Source organism: Ruegeria sp. BHSB056 (assembly GCF_059613305.1).
Map to the genome: position 1 here is coordinate 30820 of NZ_JBXWSG010000022.1, position 15891 is coordinate 46710.

Here is a 15891-nt window from a genome sequence, read left to right on the forward strand (position 1 = left end):
TGCAAGCTGACATGGTGCCGGGCCGGGTGCAATCCCTTGCAACAGTTTGCAGCGATTGCAACGCATGGTCTGGATCAACCCGCCCCACCCCGTCTATAAGCGCGCCTGTAGCAAAAGGATTTCGCCCATGCGCACCGCTTCGATCAGCCGCAAAACCGCCGAAACCGATATTTCGGTCGAGGTCAATCTGGACGGCACCGGCACCTATGACAATCAGACCGGCGTCGGGTTCTTTGACCATATGCTGGACCAGCTGGCGCGCCACTCGTTGATCGACATGACGATCCGCGCCAAGGGTGACTATCACATCGACGATCACCACACGGTCGAGGATACCGGCATCGCGCTGGGGCAGGCTTTGACACAGGCCCTGGGCGACAAGAAGGGTATCCGGCGCTATGGCGAATGCCATCTTCCGATGGATGACGCGCAGGTGCGCTGTGCGCTGGACCTGTCGGGCCGCCCGTTCCTGATCTGGAATGTCGATCTGCCGACGCAAAAGATCGGAGCGTTCGACACCGAACTGGTGCGCGAGTTTTTTCAGGCGCTCAGCACCCATGGCGGCATCACCCTGCATATCGACCAACTGCACGGCTTCAACAGCCACCACATCGCCGAGGCCGCGTTCAAGGCTGTTGCGCGCGCGTTGCGCGACGCCGTCGAAACCGATCCGCGCAAGGCGGATGCGATTCCGTCGACCAAGGGCGCGCTGTAAATGCTGACAGCCATCATCGACTATGAAAGCGGCAATCTGCATTCAGCGGAAAAGGCGTTTCAGCGCATGGCGCAAGAAGTCGGCGCAGGTGACGTTGTTGTCACCTCGGACGCGGATGTGGTTGCGCGTGCGGACCGACTGGTTCTGCCCGGAGATGGTGCCTTCCCGGCCTGTGCTGCCGAGCTGCGCGGCCACAAGGGTATTTATGACGCGATGGTCGAAGCGGTCGAACAGAAGGGCCGCCCGTTTCTGGGCATCTGCGTTGGCATGCAACTGATGGCAACCAAAGGCCATGAATACACCGAGACCGATGGTCTGGGCTGGGTGGCAGGCGATGTTGTTCGAATCGAACCGTCAGATGCCGCTTTGAAAGTGCCGCATATGGGCTGGAACGATCTGGTTCTGGAAAGCGATCACCCGATCTTTGCCGGGGTGAAATCAGGCGATCACACCTATTTCGTCCATTCCTACCATTTTCGCGTGTCCGACCCGGCGCAGCGATTGGCTTATGTGGAATACGGGCAGGACGTCACGGCCGTGATTGGCCGCGACACGATGGTTGGGATGCAGTTTCACCCCGAAAAAAGCCAGGATGTTGGCCTGCGTATGCTGGGCAACTTCCTGACCTGGAAGCCCTGAGGCTTACTGAACCCGCGTCCAGGTTTGCCCGCGACAGATCAGACCGCCCGCCACGCAGCCCTTGACGGTCAGCGCATTCTGGCCGTCCAGAGACATTTTCGAGTTGTAGGTTTTGTCCCGGTCGGGGGCCCAGATCTTACCGCTGTCATAGCTGCCGCCCCCTTCGGGGACCATGTCCCAGATGATCTTTTTGCCAAGGTTCTCATATTCCAGCTGCTGGTTGCCATCCGCGTCAAACGCGCTGTCGATGGTGCCGCAGATCGCACTGCCGCATTCGGAAATCGTCACATGCAGATAGCCACCCGTGTCGCCCGGCGCGGTTTTCCACAGGCCGTCAACCGGATCGTCTGCAAAAGCAGCTGTAGCAAGCAACATCAAGCCCGCTGAAAGAGTAGAAGTCTTCATGATTTTCTCCCTGTTTTGTGGGCAGTCTGACCCGCTAATGGGCGGCGGGCAAGAATGACCCAGCGTCGCGTTGCATCCCCTGCCCTGCTTGTGCGATATCCCGCGCGTGTAACAGTGATATAGGGCCGCCCGACATGATCCTCTACCCCGCCATCGACCTCAAAGACGGCCAGGCCGTACGCCTGCTGCGTGGTGAAATGGACAAGGCCACCGTGTTCAACGAAGACCCGGCCGCTCAGGCCCGTGCCTTTGTCGAGGCGGGGTGCGAATGGCTGCATCTGGTCGACCTGAACGGTGCATTCGCAGGCGAGCCGGTCAACGCAGCACCGGTTGAGGCAATTCTGAAAGCGTGCAAGGTGCCTGCGCAACTGGGTGGTGGCATCCGCGACATGGCCACGATCGAAACATGGATCGAGAAGGGGCTGGCGCGGGTCATTTTGGGCACTGTCGCTGTCGAAAATCCAGATCTGGTGCGCGAAGCAGCCAAAGCCTTTCCCGGCAAGGTCGCTGTCGGCATCGACGCACGCAATGGCATGGTGGCCACCAAGGGCTGGGCCGAAGAGACCAATGTTCAGGTCACCGATCTGGCCCGTAGTTTCGAAGACGCGGGCGTTGCGGCAATCATCTACACCGATATCAATCGCGACGGTGCCATGCAGGGCCCGAACATCGAAGCGACCGCTGCCCTGGCACAGGCCGTTTCCATCCCTGTGATCGCCTCGGGCGGTGTCAGTTCGCTGGACGACCTGATCGCCCTTCGCGATTGCGGCGTTGCGCTGAACGGCGCGATTTCAGGCCGGGCGCTTTATGATGGCGCAATTGACCTGGCCGAGGCCATCCGCGCCCTGTCGTGATCGGTTATTGCGCGGCTGCGGCGGTCAGCTTGGCCAGCGCACCGCGCATCTTTTTGATGACCGGTGATTTGTCGACATCGTTCAGGTCGTCCAATGTCTCTTTCGGGTCTTCATAGATCAGCCAGACCTGGCCATTGGAGTCTTCGTACGCCTGCACCTTGAGAGGCAGAAACAGCCCGGCGCGCGGATCGATCTGCATGGCTGGCGTACCCAGCGCCGGGTTGCCGAAGATCAGCACCTGATTGGCAGGAATGGACGTACCGATCTTTTCCGCCCCGGCCGCGTGGTCGATGCGGGCGAACACGGTTGCACCTGCATTTCCGACGGCGGCTTCCAGCGCGTCCAGCGCCTCGGCCACGGATTTGTCGGTTTGAACCTTGATCAGATCATCTGCCATTGCGGTCAGCGCGCCTCCGATTGAAAAAACACAAGCCAGTATCAGTCTACGCATATCGATATTCCTTCTGTGAAATTCACCCCAGTTTTCACAGAATTGAGACCTCTCACAATCACAAGTCTGGCATCGGCAGGGCTTTGCCGCTAGAGGTGCGCCCATAAAGGATATCCTATGCTGAAAACCCGGATCATTCCCTGCCTTGATGTTGCCGATGGCCGAGTGGTCAAAGGCGTGAATTTCGTGGGACTGCGCGATGCAGGCGACCCGGTGGAATCGGCCAAGGCCTATGATGCTGCCGGAGCGGACGAGATCTGCTTTCTCGACATTCACGCGACCCACGAGAATCGCGGCACCATGTTCGATGTGGTGCAGCGTACGGCGGAACAGTGTTTCGTGCCGCTGACCGTGGGCGGTGGGGTGCGAACAAAAGACGATGTGCGCGCCTTGCTGCTGGCGGGGGCGGACAAGGTCAGCTTCAACTCGGCCGCGGTTGCCAATCCGGATGTGATTGCCGAAGCGGCAGATCAGTTCGGCAGTCAGTGCATTGTCTGCGCCATCGACGCCAAGACCGTCAGCCCCGGCAAGTGGGAGATCTTTACCCATGGTGGGCGCAAACCCACCGGCATTGATGCGGTTGCCTTTGCAAGAACCGTGGTCTCCAAGGGGGCCGGTGAAATCCTGCTGACCTCGATGGACCGCGACGGCACCAAATCCGGGTTCAACCTGCCGCTGACCCGCGCCATTTCCGACGCGGTGGATGTGCCCGTGATCGCCTCGGGCGGTGTTGGTACTTTGGACCATCTGGTCGAGGGCGTCACCAAGGGCGGTGCAAGCGCCGTGTTGGCGGCATCGATTTTCCATTTCGGCGAATACACCATCCGCGAGGCCAAGGAACATATGGCCGCCGCTGGCATCCCCATGAGGCTGACATGAGCATCTTGCATGATCTGGCCGCCACGATCGAGGCACGCAAGGGGGCTGATCCCGAAGGCAGCTGGACGGCCAAGCTGCTTGCGAAAGGCCCTGAGAAATGCGCCGAGAAATTCGGTGAGGAGGCCATAGAGGCCATCATCGAAGCCGTAAAAGGGGATCAGGTTAAGCTGACCTCGGAAGCGGCGGACGTGTTGTATCACCTTCTGGTCATGCTGGCCGCGCGGGACGTGGCGCTGGATGATGTTCTGGCCGAGCTGGACCGCCGTCAGGGCACCAGTGGTGTCGCTGAAAAAGCTGCCCGCCCCAAAGGGTAAGGTCCGGGTTCCGCACTGGCTCCTGGGCCGTTATACTCGGATGCCAGACTGTCAGGGCGAAGGCGCGATATGATCCGAATTTTGATGCTTGTGGCAACCTTTGCCATCGTCGCTGGCTGCGCCGCGCCGCCGCGCTCGACCGGGGATGAGGTACAGCGGCTCGCCACGGAGATTCAGGGCCTTGGCCCGGATATCGACCCTGAGGAGGCCCGACGCGCGGCGGGAATTGCCTACGCCTATACCGCTCAGCTGGTCGAGGAATACCAGATCACGGACCCGCCCCTGATCCATAACATGAAGGTCAACAAAGGCCTGCGCCCGCGTGGGCTGTGCTGGCACTGGGCCGAGGATATCGAACGGCGGCTGAAACAGGAAAACTTCCGGACGCTGGAGCTGCACCGTGCCATAGCAAACGCGGACAACCCGACGCGGATCGACCACAGCACCGCAATCATCAGCCGTAAAGGCGCGACGCTGTATGATGGCGTCGTACTGGACCCGTGGCGTTATGGCGGCGTGTTGTTCTGGTCTCCGCTGGTCGAGGATACCCGTTATAACTGGGTCCCGCGCGACGTGGTGCTGGAAAAGCGGCGGAAGGAACAGGTGGCGCGGCTGAAACCTTACGTCCCCGCCAAACCCTAAAGCTTGGACGAAATGATCCCGGTCGAAAATCCGCCCATGCGCAATTCGCCAAACAGGCGCTGATATTCGATCTTGGGGCAGCGGTTCATCACCACATCCACGCCACGGGCCTGGGCCTTTGCCGCCGCTTCAGGGTGTTCCACGCCAATCTGCATCCAGATCGTACCAAGCGACGGAAACGCATCCAGCGCCTCGTCCACAATAGGTGGCACAGCCTCGGACCGCCGGAAAATATCCACCATGTCCACAGGCTCGGAGATCTCTGACAGGTTGCCGCGAACCGTCTGACCAAACAGGTCTTTGCCCGCGTGGCCCGGATTGACGGGAATCACCTTGAAGCCTTTCAGCGACAAATAGCGCGCCACGTAATAGCTGGGTCGCACCGGGTTCATGGAAACACCGACAACGGCCACCGTCTTGGTGCGTTGCAAAATGGCCTTGAGGTACTGATCGGAATAGTCTGGCATGCCCTATCCTTAACAGGGTTCCAAAAAGAAAAAAGCGCCCAAGAATGCTTGGGCGCCAGTTGTTGGAACGAGGGACAGTGAAATGACCCGCGGCAGTTCCGTTCCGCGGTCACTGTGACATTTAAGCATGACTTGATTAAAAAAAAGAGGGCGGGCGTATTTTTGTGATGACTTTTCACAATTTTCTGAAGGTTGCCTACTTTCCGTAGAGAATTGCGGGCCAGTTTTCCTCTGCCATCGCAATGTAACCTGCCCGATCCTGCTGCCAGATTTCCTCGACCTCGGGCGAATGCGTCAGATAAAGGCGCCCGTCGACCACCTGCCACGCTTTGGGATCCGTGCTTTTCAGCACGCCCATCGCCATCCCGTACGAGCAATAGCCACCGAACTGCGGCGCAAAAGCGCGCGGATTGCCTTCGAAGAGCTCACGATTTGCTTGCGATTTGAAATGCCACCGGGCACCCTTCCACATGACCGCATTTTCGGGCACCCCTTTTAAGGGCGCGTCGCTGTCAAAAAAGGACACAGGATCATACCCCGCCAACGCCACACCGTCAGTGGCGTAATACACGGGGTTGTCCTGCGCTAATACGGCAGGGGCAAGCAACACAGTGCTCAGCGAGCAAAGAAGAGTACGTCGGTTCAGCATCGTCATATGGGAATCTGCACATTCAAGACCATCAAAATGCAACTTTTGGCGCTTTTCGAAACCCCTGTTGACAAGGATGTGAACGCGTGCCCGCCAGTTGAAACTTAGTCAAAGATGTCTTCGATCACGTCCCAGGCTTCGTCGAACACGCGCGCCAGCATGGTCTTCTTCCTCTTTTTGCGCTTTGTTTTCCGCGGGGCGGCATGAGACACAGCTACGCGCACCGGTTCGGGTTTAAGTACTTTCCGAGCGGGCAGCATCTTCAGGTTGTGCAGCGGCGCTCCGCAGCTGGAGCAGCTAAGCTCGTGCCGTTCCTTGCCTTTCAGGATCAGGGCAGCCCGGGTGCCGCAATAGCAGCAGGTCGCGATTTTGGCAGGGCCGGGAATGACGCTCTCCTTTTTTCAGGGTCGCGATGCATATAAGGCGATTGCCGCGGCATTTGAGACGTTCAGCGAACCAAATCCCCCGGCTGCGTCAATTTTAACCAACTGATCCACGGTTTCCTTTGTCTTCTGCCGCAAGCCCGGACCTTCCGCACCCAGCACAAGCGCGACGGGGCGGTCCCCGCCAGTGCCCAACGCGCCTTCGATTGTCACATCGGCTTCTCCGTCCAGCCCAAGGACCAGAAAGCCCATGCTCTGAAGCTCGACAATCGCGTCCGCAAGGTTGCGCACCCGCAGATAAGGCTGCCGCTCAAGCGCGCCGCTGGCGGTTTTTGCCAGTGCTCCGGTCTCGGGTGCGGAGTGGTGGCGTGTGCCGATCACCGCACTGGCCCCCAGAACTTCGGCCGAGCGCAGAATCGCCCCGACATTGTGCGGGTCTGTGACCCGGTCCAGCAGAATGACGCGAGGGTTTTCGCGACCGATGCAGTTATCGGCCAGACTGCCCCATTCCAACGGCTTGACCTCCAGCGCTGCGCCCTGATGCACGGATCCAGCATCGATGGGCGCAGAAAACTTGCGCGGGTCGACCATCTCGGCCTCGATCCCCGCAAATTCAATAGCTTCCGCCAGTTTGTCACACGCATTCCGCGTCACCATCAGGCGTAGTTTTTGCCGTTTAGGGTTCATCAGCGCATCGCGAACCGCGTGCAGGCCAAACAGCCAGACTGTTTCCGCAGCAGCTGCTTTGCGCGCCTGTTCCTTTTCGACGACCCATTTGGGTTTCTTCATTTTACGGGCCTCCGGGCCGGGAATTCGGTTTCCTGCGCCAAAGGGAAATTTTCCTGTTGACGCTCCTTTGGTGCGCTAGTAATCACGCCTCCACGTCAGGTGCAACGCCTGACAGTGGGCGACAGGCCGCAAGGTGTGGCAGGGGACTGTAACTCCCTCGCGGAGACGCACGCCTGGTTCGATTCCAGGGTCGCCCACCACTCTCATAAACATCAGAAAACATGGTGAAAAACTTCCGCTGCGGGATTTCCCGTTTCGGGCTCGTGGTCAACCACGGTACTCATCGGGTACTCAAGTTGGTACTCATATCCGGTGATTTGTTCGCCAGCCGTTCCTTTTACCAAGCTTGAAAAAAATATTTTCCCCTGTAGCCTGACCTTCTTTACTGGGGGAAATTGCTATGAAACTGATTATTGCGGCTCTGGCCGTGTGCTTTGCGAGCGCGGCCAATGCGCTGACCGTTACTTTCGACCATAATAACTTGGGGTTCAATCCGGCCACCGGAGGTCAATTCGGGGAAAGTCAGGGCTTCCTCTATGATTTCAGCTATCTCTATCTGTACGACAATCACCTCGCCCTGCACGATGATAGCGGGATCACCACGTCAACGATCAAGGCGCAGAACGGGACGCGATTTTCCGTTCAATCAGCCGATGTACGTGGGTTTAGCAGGGTATTCATGACGGGAAGCGATCCAAACCCCGCAGATCCGTTTGGGCCATGGCTGACAGCAGGCACAGCACCACCGGTCACACTGGTATTCCAAGGCATTCGGGGCGGCAGTATTGTGGCTACGCAGTCTGTCTCAGCCACTCAGTGGGTGTCGCCCTGGAGTACGCTTGCATTTTCTCCAGGGTTTACAGCGATTGATCAACTATCCCTTACGCTGAGCTTGCCAAACGCGATTAAGCATCAGGTCACATCCGGGGCCAACACCGTTTGGTGCCAGCAATATTGTGGGGAGTTTTGGGTCGACAATCTAGTCGTCGCACCGGTCCCCCTGCCGGCAAGCGGACTGCTTTTGATCGGGGCCGTTCTGGGCCTGTTCGGGTACCGCAGGCTTAAGACAACCTAGTTGAACCCAACACTAATAATAGCGGCGCTGATTGTTGGTCAGCGCCGTTTCTTTGTCTCTTAACCAACTGTTTCGAAGGTTCTATTCCGCCGCTGGGCGCAGTTCTGAGACCTTGTTGAACCACGCCTCGATTGCATCCAGATCCGCCGGGAGGGCTTCCGCTGCGCCTTCGGCGAAGGTGTTGAACTTTTCGGCGTTCAGCCCGTTCACGCCGACCAGCACCGGAATATCCAGCGCCAGTGCTTCGCCGATTACGGGGCGAAAACCGCGCCCATCGGATTCATGCTTGCCGAATTTGTTGATAATCAACAGGTCCGGTGCGTTCGCAAGCGAGGCGGTCACATACCCAACCGCCTGTTCCAGCGCTGCGGGGTCCAGACGGCAGCCGCGCGACTGCGTGCCCAGCGATTGCGAGATACGGATGGTTTCCCCATCCGGCAACACGCGGACATCCATGTCGCATTTGCTGCTGTCGGTACATTCCGTGTTCGTTTGCACGACACCGGCCAGTTTCGCGCCAGACGCCAGCAGACGTTCAGCAACAGCGCTGAGCAGGCGATCCGTCGCGCCGCGGTCGGTGGTGGTGACATAGGCCAGATGCATCTTGGACCTCTTGTAATTCGATTGTGACGTTTCAAATAGCACGCAAGGTGCTGCCCGACCACTCCCCCAGTCAAGGCAGCGGCGACAGACCGATCACAGGTGCGTGCAGGTGAAGAAGAACCGCATAAGCGGCCAGTGCGGTTAGCCAGATCCAAGGGCGTGGCCATGGACGCGGAAAGCGCAGTGAGAACCGCGCCGTATTTCGCGACAACCGGACCCATTCAAAGCCAATCTCACGCGATTTTCGCCTGTCGATCAGGGCCATGCCCATAACAGAAAATCCGGCAAACAGGCCGAACAGGATCACATGTGACAGGCTTCCATTGGCCAGAAGATGCGCCAAGGACCACAATAGCAGCGCAGCAAGGATCGGGTGGCGAGTGGAGCGCAGAATACCGGGGTGTTCGGGGTCAAAAGGCCTTTTGCCCATCCCACCGAAAGAAAACGGGTTCTGGATCGCAAGCCCGGACACAGCCAGCCAGCACACCACGGGCATGATCAGTATTGGCACCCAGCGCAAGACTGCGAACGGCGGGATGACCTCGACATAGGGGGCGTTTGCAGCGGCGACAATCAGCCAGGCCAGCACGGCCAAAGACAGAAGTGAATAGGCCGAGAAATACCCCCGGCGCCCGAGTGTGCCGATCAGCCATCCCCGCACGGTGGGCCGTACAGGAATTGCATGGCTGAGCAGGAAAACGATGAGTGCTGCAAGAAATAGGCCCCAACCAGTCATGATATTCTCCAAACGTGTTGGGGTCGGTCTAGACTGGGAGGACAGCGACTTCCTTGCCCGAAATCAAGTTGGGTCGCAGGGGCGGACGCACCGCCCCTGCGCTGTATTACAGCCCAAGCGCCGCGCGGCGTTCTTCGGCAAAGCCCTGCACGATGCGGTCGGCAATCAGTGCCAGAATCGCCATCGCGGCCCCGGCCGAAATACCAAGCCCCACATCCGCCTGGCCCAGCGCCAGATAGATCGACTGGCCCAGACCGGTGGTCCCGATCAGTGCCGCGATGACCAGCATGGCAAAGGCATAAAGGATGGTCTGGTTCAGCCCCAGCAGGATGGTCGGGGCCGCATAAGGTGCCCGCACATCGCGCATGATCTGCCACTCGGTCGCACCGCTTGAAATTGCGGCCTCCATCATCTCATCCGGTGTATTGACCAGCCCGTGCCGCGTGTAGCGGATCATCGGGACAATCGCATAGGCACAGATGGCCAGAAAGGCCGAGAACTCGCCAATCTGGAACACCATCAGCACCGGGATCAGGAACACGAAAAGGGGGATCGTCTGCAACATGTCGCAGATCGGGCGAACCACGTTCCACACAGGCTGCCATACCGCGCTGGCAAGGCCGATCAGCACACCTGCCAAAGCGCAGGTAAACACCGCTGCACCGCTGAGATAAAGCGACAGCAGCGCCCTTTCCCACAGGCCTGAGACGAGGATGGTGCAGAGCAACCCCACGCAGAGCGCGGCCAAGCGCCAGCCCCCGGCGACCCACCCCAGCGCAGCAGCGCCGGTCAGGACAAAGGGCCACGGCAGGTTCGCGATACCGGTTTCCAGCATTCCGATCAGGATCATAACAACCAGCCCGCCAGTCAGCTGCCCGCGCAACGCCATCAAAAGCGCAATCCCGGCACCGGCTGCGAACAGAACATAGCTCATGCTAGACGTCCACTGGAAACCCCATGTGAAGGGCAGCACCGCCTGATCCAACCCGATCCGCAGCGGCAGCAGAACATAGAACAGCGAGTTGTTCTTGAGCGCGTCCAGCCACTGGCCGTTGGCCTGCGTGAATGCGGTCAGGCCGCTGTCCACGGCTTCGGCCATCGGGTCCAGCAGGGTCAGTTCCGCAGGGTTTGGCAACCACGCCCAGAAGGCCGCCGTGAAGACAACAGCAAAGCCCAGCATCGCCCAGACAACACGGCTGTCATAGCGTTTACGCTCGGTCGCCAAAGTACCGCTCATCCGGTCGATCACAACGGCAAAGACCACGATAACCAGACCCGCCATCAGCGATTCGCCAAACTGCGCCTTGCGCATGGTCAGCAGAACCTCCCAGCCGATATCGTTGAACCCACCGATGACGGCGGCGATGATAACCATCGACAGAGCAGCCATCAGACATTGGTTCACACCGACCATGATCTGAGTGGTGGCGGCAGGGATTTCGACCTGGAATAGCTGCTGGAACCGCGTACCGCCGGACATGATGGCCGCCTCTTTGATCTCGGGCTCTACCCGTTCCAACCCCAGCATCACGTTGCGCGCCATGGGCGGTGCGGCATAGATGGCCGAAGCAATCAGACCAACAACAGGACCAAATCCAAACAGCAGCAGCAGCGGTGTCAGATAGGCAAAGGTCGGCACCGTCTGCATGATGTCCAGCACGGCCTGTACAAAGGTTTTCACCTTTGGCACTTCGTTGGCGAGGATGCCGATGCCGCCCCCAATGACCAACGCCACAGGGACAGAGACGGCAACAAGCGCCAGCGTATTCATGCTTTCGGCCCAATAGCCCGAGGCCAAAACAAAGCTGAGGCCCAGAAAGCCAAGTGCGGCCATGGACAAGCCGCCCAGATACCAGCCCAGTGCGGTCACGATCCCGATCAGGATGGGCCATGGCGTTTTGCCCAGCACGAAATTCGCCCAGTTCATTGGGTGGGTCATCAGGTCCGAAAACAGCCGCATTGCCGGTTTGATCAGGTTCAGAAACCAGTCCAGAAACGCGCCAACCCATTGGGTTGCAGGCAATTCCCACGCGGCGGGCCACTTGACCAGCCACGGGGCGACACCTTCGAGCGCAAGGCAAACTGCACCGACGACAACCGTTATCAGGGCGGCCTTCGCACCTGCCGTCAACTGCGCACCACGCCGTGCCGGAAGGTCGGTTATGGCGGTCATGTCTCGTCCACCTGAAGAGCTGCGGCCAGATCGGACGGATGCACCGTGCCGACGACATTGCCTGCCTCATCCCGTACGGGCACAGGTTCATACAGCTCCATGCAATGCGCAAGGGCTGCGTCCAGCGTCATCGAGGTGGTGAGGCCGGGATCATCCGGGCCATATTCCGCCTCGCTCCGCATGACCGAGGCGACCTTGGCGTGCTGACCTTTGGCGACATCCTTCGAGAATTCGCGCACGTAATCATCCACCGGGCGCAACACGATATCTGTGGGCGTTCCGATCTGAACAATCTTGCCGTCGCGCATGATGGCGATGCGGTCGGCCAGCTTCAGCGCCTCTTGAATGTCATGGGTGATGAAGACGATGGATTTCTTCAGTGTCGCCTGAATGCGCAGGAATTCATCCTGCAACTGGCGGCGGATCAATGGGTCGAGGGCCGAGAACGGTTCATCCAGAAACCAGATATCGGGATTTACGGCAAGACTGCGGGCAATGCCCACACGCTGCCGCTGCCCGCCGGAAAGCTGTCGCGGGAAGCTGTCTTCGCGCCCTTCCAGACCGACCAGCGAGATCACTTCCTGCGCGCGGTCCAGCCGTTCCTTTTTGCCCACGCCCTGAACGCGCAGAGGATATGCGACGTTTTCAGCAACGGTCATGTGGGGGAACAGGCCGAAATGCTGGAACACCATGCCCAGTTTTTTGCGGCGCAACTCTGTCAGCGCCTTCTTTGAGGCTCCGATGACGTTTTCGCCGTCCACCCGAATCTCGCCGCCCGTGCCGGGCAGCAGCTGCGAGATGCAGCGGATCAGCGTGGATTTGCCCGAGCCCGACAGGCCCATGATGACAAAAAGCTCGCCCTCCTGAACCTCAAAATTGGCATCCTGAACAGCGGGGATCAGCCCCTGTTCGCGAAGGGCGGCGGCAGCCTTGTCGGCGTCATTCCCTGACCGAGACAGCGCGTCGGTCAGGGCTTTGTCAGCGCCGGGGCCAAACACCTGCCAGAGATTCCGGCAGGCGATGGCTGGCATGGTCGTGTCCGTCACTTACGCGGGCTCACTGGGTTGCCGCGTCAACAACCGGACGCCATTTGCCTTCGTTTTCAGCCATCCATGCGGCGACAACTTCTTCGACCTTTCCACCGTCAACGTCGATCGCGCCCATCATCGGCTGCTGGTCTTCAACCGCCAGCTGATAATTGGTCAGGATTTCAAAGGCTGCTGGCCATTTCTCCTCCATTCCGCTCCAGCCAGCTTTGAAGATGCGCGAGGGCGAGAAGTCGCAGTCATTGACAGCGTTCGGATTCGGGCCCCAGGCCGGATCACTAAAGCACGCCTCTTCACCGGCGGGCAGTTCAACGAATTGAACGTCGTAGGCCGACATCGCCCAATGCGGCTGCCAGAAGGTTATCAGCAGTGGCGATTTGCGTTCGGTCGAGGCGCGCAATTCCGCGATCAGCGCCCCTTCGGACCCTGCTGGTACGGCTTTGAACGGCAATTCCAGACCGGTCATGCGATCCGCGCCTGGAGTACCCCAATCGGCCGGGTAGTCGACCAGACGACCACCGGGCAGAGTTTCCGCCGTCGCAAAGACCTGCGCGCAATCTTTCAGCGCTTCCCATGCGGGCAGGCCCGGGCACAGATCGGCCACATGCGCCGGGTATGCGATGCCTTCCTTGGCATCCAGACCCAGATCACCGATTTCGACCACAGTACCTTCACCGATTTTCTTGGCGTATTCATCGGAAACGTTGGAAGACCAGATTTCCAGTGTCGCGTCGATGTCGCCATCGGCCAGCGCCTGGAACTGGTTCATCATACCCGCGGTCACATATTCGACGTTGTACCCGGCTGCCTTGAGCATCTCACCCGCCACATGCGTGGTCACGTGCTGGCCGGTCCATTCGTTGATCGCCAGTTTGATCGGTTCATCCACGGCACCCATATCCGCCGCCTGCGCTGCGCCTGCAACGCTCAGAGCCATTAGGCTTACACTTAGTTTTTTCATGGACTTAACTCCCTGTCATATTTGTTTTGCCCATCCCGGCAAGGTTTTCCCCGCCGGTCTTTCTGTCTGATGACAATGCCATGCCGCAGCATGCACAAATTTGGCTGGAAAAGAACAGTGATCCGTTTCCAAATTGTGGAAAAGATCTTGCTGCCAGTTTGTTTCCCCCTCCCGGCTCTCTTTATGCATCCAACCCGGCTTGCCCTTGTTCCATTTCGCTAAGACGGGACGTTGACTGACGAGTCAATCAGAAAACATTTTGCCACCTTTTGTCGAGAACTTCTTTCAAAAATCCGCATTTTTCTGCGAATCCGATTATTCGGGGGACTGCATCAAATCTGGGAGAGGTCAGATTTTTCGTTGCCAAACAAGAACAAAAGATAAACATTCAATGTCGGGCAACATCAAGGTTAGACAGATGCGAACGTTTGACGAAATCTTTGAAATCGCAGCCGCGCGCCACGGCGGTCCAGAAGCACTGGACGCAAAACTGAGCAAACCGAAAACCCCCGCGGAACTGGCAGCGATGCCTGAGGACCGCTGGCTGTCGGTCATCACGAAATGCATCTTTCAGGCCGGTTTCAACTGGAAAGTCATCGAAAACAAATGGGACGGGTTCGAAACAGCCTTTGACAGGTTCGACGTGGGGCGATGCGCGTTCATGGATGATGAGAAGTTTGACACCCTGTTGCAGGATACGCGCATCGTCAGGAATGGAACCAAGATCGCGGCTGTACGGGATAACGCTGCGTTCCTGCTTGAGCTGCGCGAGGAAGGCGGCGTGGGTAAAGTGCTGGGCGGCTGGCCATCTGATGACTACGTCAATCTTCTGGCCATGTTGGCCAAACGCGGGGCCCGACTGGGCGGCGCTTCGGCGCAATACGCGATGCGGTTTGCCGGGCGGGACAGTTTCATTCTGTCCCAGGATGTCACCGCCCGCCTGATTGCCGAAGGTGTGATCGACAAGCCTGCCACCTCGAAGAAAGCGATGGAGGCGGTTCAGAACGCCTTTAATACATGGATGGGTCAGTCCGGGCGATCATTAACGGAAATCAGCCGGGTTCTGGCCATGAGTCTGTGAAAACGGTTTGCGGAATACCCGCAGCGGAATAAGATTCAACTTATGGTTCTGCGTTTATTCTTTGCTTCTCTTTTGTTGCTGGCCGCCTGCGGTCGAGAGTTGACCGAGCAGGAGCGCGATTTTGCGGAGACCATCCAGGGGGGAACCCTGAATCTGGATCACATCCGTCTGGTCGAAGGTGCCCCGGTTACCAACGTGACGTATTTCCGCGAAGAACGCCCGCGACTGGCCTGCCGCGAGCGCATTCTGCCCCCGGTGGACCCCGGGCCGGTGACGGGCAAACCTGCCGCCGTGGCCCTGTTCAACAAAGTCTATTTTACCCGCGACTGGTATCTGGAGGACTATATGTCCGACTTTCCGGATCAGATGAACCTGCTGGCCGCGATGCTTTTGGCCCATGAGCTGACGCATGTCTGGCAATGGCAGAATCGCCGGACCACCGGTTACCACCCCCTGCGCGCTGCGGCGGAACATGGGGGCCGGAGGGATCCGTATCTGTTCGACCTCGAAACCTCTCCGGATTTTCTGACCTACGGGTTCGAACAGCAGGGCGCAATCGTAGAGGAATACGTGTGCTGTCGCGCGCTGGCCCCTCAGGCCAAGCGCACCAAAAGACTGCATGACATGCTGGGTGCCCATTTTGATCTGTCACCCTTGCCGGAACAGGGGCGCGAGCGCCCGGTCCTGATCCCGTGGAGCGAAGCCAGGATCGAGGGGATTTGCAGTTAGTTCCGGGCGCGCTGCAGGGTTTCCAGATATGCCACCAGATCAACGATCGGCTGGCTGGTCAGGATCGGCTGACCTTCCGGTGTTTTCATGGATGTGTCCTGCCCGTCGAAATAAGGGCCATAGACCGGCATCGGGCTGCCATGGCTGACCAGCGGGTCCCTGCCGTCGATGCGGGCAACAACGCGGGCGGTCGGAAACACCCCGCTTTCGCCGGACAATGCGGTCAGATCGGACGGCTGAACAACCAGCACGCTGGCCATCGGCCCCTGCCCCGTTGCGTCAATCCCGTGACAGGTCGCA

The 15891-nt window shown here is 59.0% G+C and carries 20 protein-coding genes and 1 tRNA gene; 10 read left to right on the plus strand and 11 right to left on the minus strand.

Annotated features, from left to right (window positions below):
• Positions 1-127 precede the first annotated feature (127 nt).
• On the plus strand, positions 128-715 hold the full coding sequence (gene hisB / locus AC2FND_RS08020; RefSeq protein WP_496769006.1) for an imidazoleglycerol-phosphate dehydratase HisB: 588 nt from the start codon (positions 128-130) through the stop codon (positions 713-715).
• Positions 716-1354, plus strand: a complete 639-nt coding sequence (gene hisH / locus AC2FND_RS08025; RefSeq protein WP_480537406.1) for an imidazole glycerol phosphate synthase subunit HisH — start codon at positions 716-718, stop codon at positions 1352-1354.
• 3 nt (positions 1355-1357) lie between these two features.
• Here the strand turns inward: hisH and AC2FND_RS08030 are convergent, their stop codons facing one another.
• Entirely contained in the window at positions 1358-1759 is a 402-nt protein-coding gene (locus AC2FND_RS08030) for a DUF2147 domain-containing protein (RefSeq protein ID WP_267363296.1), read from the minus strand.
• A 134-nt stretch (positions 1760-1893) separates the two neighbouring features.
• Here AC2FND_RS08030 and hisA point away from each other — a divergent pair, with 134 nt between their 5' ends.
• A complete protein-coding gene (gene hisA / locus AC2FND_RS08035) occupies positions 1894-2613 on the plus strand; it encodes a 1-(5-phosphoribosyl)-5-[(5-phosphoribosylamino)methylideneamino]imidazole-4-carboxamide isomerase (RefSeq protein WP_480773177.1) in 720 nt (239 codons plus the stop codon).
• Between the two features lie 4 nt (positions 2614-2617).
• Here hisA and AC2FND_RS08040 read toward each other — a convergent pair whose 3' ends face one another.
• Entirely contained in the window at positions 2618-3064 is a 447-nt protein-coding gene (locus AC2FND_RS08040; protein WP_496769009.1) for a DUF302 domain-containing protein, read from the minus strand.
• Between the two features lie 117 nt (positions 3065-3181).
• On the opposite strand from AC2FND_RS08040, the gene hisF reads away from it, so the two are divergent.
• The 3 genes from hisF (at position 3182) to AC2FND_RS08055 (ending at position 4899) form a co-directional block, all read left to right on the plus strand.
• Entirely contained in the window at positions 3182-3943 is a 762-nt protein-coding gene (gene hisF, locus AC2FND_RS08045) for an imidazole glycerol phosphate synthase subunit HisF (protein WP_209504552.1), read from the plus strand.
• Positions 3940-4257, plus strand: a complete 318-nt coding sequence (locus AC2FND_RS08050; protein WP_209504553.1) for a phosphoribosyl-ATP diphosphatase — start codon at positions 3940-3942, stop codon at positions 4255-4257. Before hisF ends, AC2FND_RS08050 begins: the two co-directional genes overlap by 4 nt.
• Before the next feature lie 69 nt (positions 4258-4326).
• Positions 4327-4899 carry a hypothetical protein gene (locus tag AC2FND_RS08055; protein ID WP_496769012.1) on the plus strand — a complete coding sequence of 191 codons (573 nt, stop codon included), beginning with the start codon at positions 4327-4329 and terminating at the stop codon, positions 4897-4899.
• Here the strand turns inward: AC2FND_RS08055 and AC2FND_RS08060 are convergent.
• The 3 genes from AC2FND_RS08060 to rlmB all read right to left on the minus strand — a co-directional run bounded on the left by AC2FND_RS08060 (position 4896) and on the right by rlmB (position 7187).
• Positions 4896-5366, minus strand: coding sequence for a CoA-binding protein (locus AC2FND_RS08060; RefSeq protein ID WP_480919279.1), 471 nt, complete (start codon positions 5364-5366; stop codon positions 4896-4898). The genes AC2FND_RS08055 and AC2FND_RS08060 overlap by 4 nt on opposite strands.
• 196 nt (positions 5367-5562) lie before the next feature.
• Positions 5563-6021: a YHS domain-containing (seleno)protein gene (locus AC2FND_RS08065; protein WP_209504556.1), complete on the minus strand. Its 459-nt coding sequence runs from the start codon at positions 6019-6021 to the stop codon at positions 5563-5565.
• 395 nt (positions 6022-6416) lie between these two features.
• Positions 6417-7187: a 23S rRNA (guanosine(2251)-2'-O)-methyltransferase RlmB gene (gene rlmB / locus AC2FND_RS08070; protein WP_496769014.1), complete on the minus strand. Its 771-nt coding sequence runs from the start codon at positions 7185-7187 to the stop codon at positions 6417-6419.
• 116 nt (positions 7188-7303) lie between these two features.
• Between rlmB and AC2FND_RS08075 the strand changes: the two genes are divergently transcribed.
• Positions 7304-7387 (plus strand) — tRNA-Tyr (locus AC2FND_RS08075).
• A 200-nt stretch (positions 7388-7587) separates the two neighbouring features.
• Complete coding sequence (locus AC2FND_RS08080) at positions 7588-8262, plus strand: hypothetical protein (protein WP_496769016.1); 675 nt, start codon at positions 7588-7590, stop codon at positions 8260-8262.
• 81 nt (positions 8263-8343) lie between these two features.
• Here the strand turns inward: AC2FND_RS08080 and AC2FND_RS08085 are convergent, their stop codons facing one another.
• The 5 genes from AC2FND_RS08085 to AC2FND_RS08105 all read right to left on the minus strand — a co-directional run bounded on the left by AC2FND_RS08085 (position 8344) and on the right by AC2FND_RS08105 (position 13781).
• The gene (locus AC2FND_RS08085; RefSeq protein ID WP_496769018.1) at positions 8344-8865 is read right to left on the minus strand and encodes a DUF2478 domain-containing protein; all 522 of its coding nucleotides are present in this window, start codon (positions 8863-8865) and stop codon (positions 8344-8346) included.
• A 70-nt stretch (positions 8866-8935) separates the two neighbouring features.
• The gene (locus tag AC2FND_RS08090; RefSeq protein ID WP_496769019.1) at positions 8936-9601 is read right to left on the minus strand and encodes an NnrU family protein; all 666 of its coding nucleotides are present in this window, start codon (positions 9599-9601) and stop codon (positions 8936-8938) included.
• Between the two features lie 106 nt (positions 9602-9707).
• Positions 9708-11774, minus strand: a complete 2067-nt coding sequence (locus AC2FND_RS08095; protein ID WP_496769021.1) for an ABC transporter permease — start codon at positions 11772-11774, stop codon at positions 9708-9710.
• Positions 11771-12820, minus strand: coding sequence for a quaternary amine ABC transporter ATP-binding protein (locus tag AC2FND_RS08100; protein WP_496769022.1), 1050 nt, complete (start codon positions 12818-12820; stop codon positions 11771-11773). The genes AC2FND_RS08095 and AC2FND_RS08100 overlap by 4 nt, the downstream gene beginning before the upstream one ends.
• A gap of 10 nt (positions 12821-12830) precedes the next feature.
• Positions 12831-13781 carry an ABC transporter substrate-binding protein gene (locus tag AC2FND_RS08105; protein ID WP_209504562.1) on the minus strand — a complete coding sequence of 317 codons (951 nt, stop codon included), beginning with the start codon at positions 13779-13781 and terminating at the stop codon, positions 12831-12833.
• 418 nt (positions 13782-14199) lie between these two features.
• On the opposite strand from AC2FND_RS08105, the gene AC2FND_RS08110 reads away from it, so the two are divergent.
• Positions 14200-14862, plus strand: coding sequence for a DNA-3-methyladenine glycosylase I (locus AC2FND_RS08110; RefSeq protein WP_480506232.1), 663 nt, complete (start codon positions 14200-14202; stop codon positions 14860-14862).
• Between the two features lie 42 nt (positions 14863-14904).
• The gene (locus tag AC2FND_RS08115; protein ID WP_480506231.1) at positions 14905-15591 is read left to right on the plus strand and encodes a hypothetical protein; all 687 of its coding nucleotides are present in this window, start codon (positions 14905-14907) and stop codon (positions 15589-15591) included.
• On the opposite strand, the gene AC2FND_RS08120 is transcribed toward AC2FND_RS08115, so the two are convergent.
• Positions 15588-15891: c-type cytochrome (locus AC2FND_RS08120; protein WP_496769025.1), on the minus strand; the 304-nt coding region annotated here is incomplete at its 5' end. The genes AC2FND_RS08115 and AC2FND_RS08120 overlap by 4 nt on opposite strands.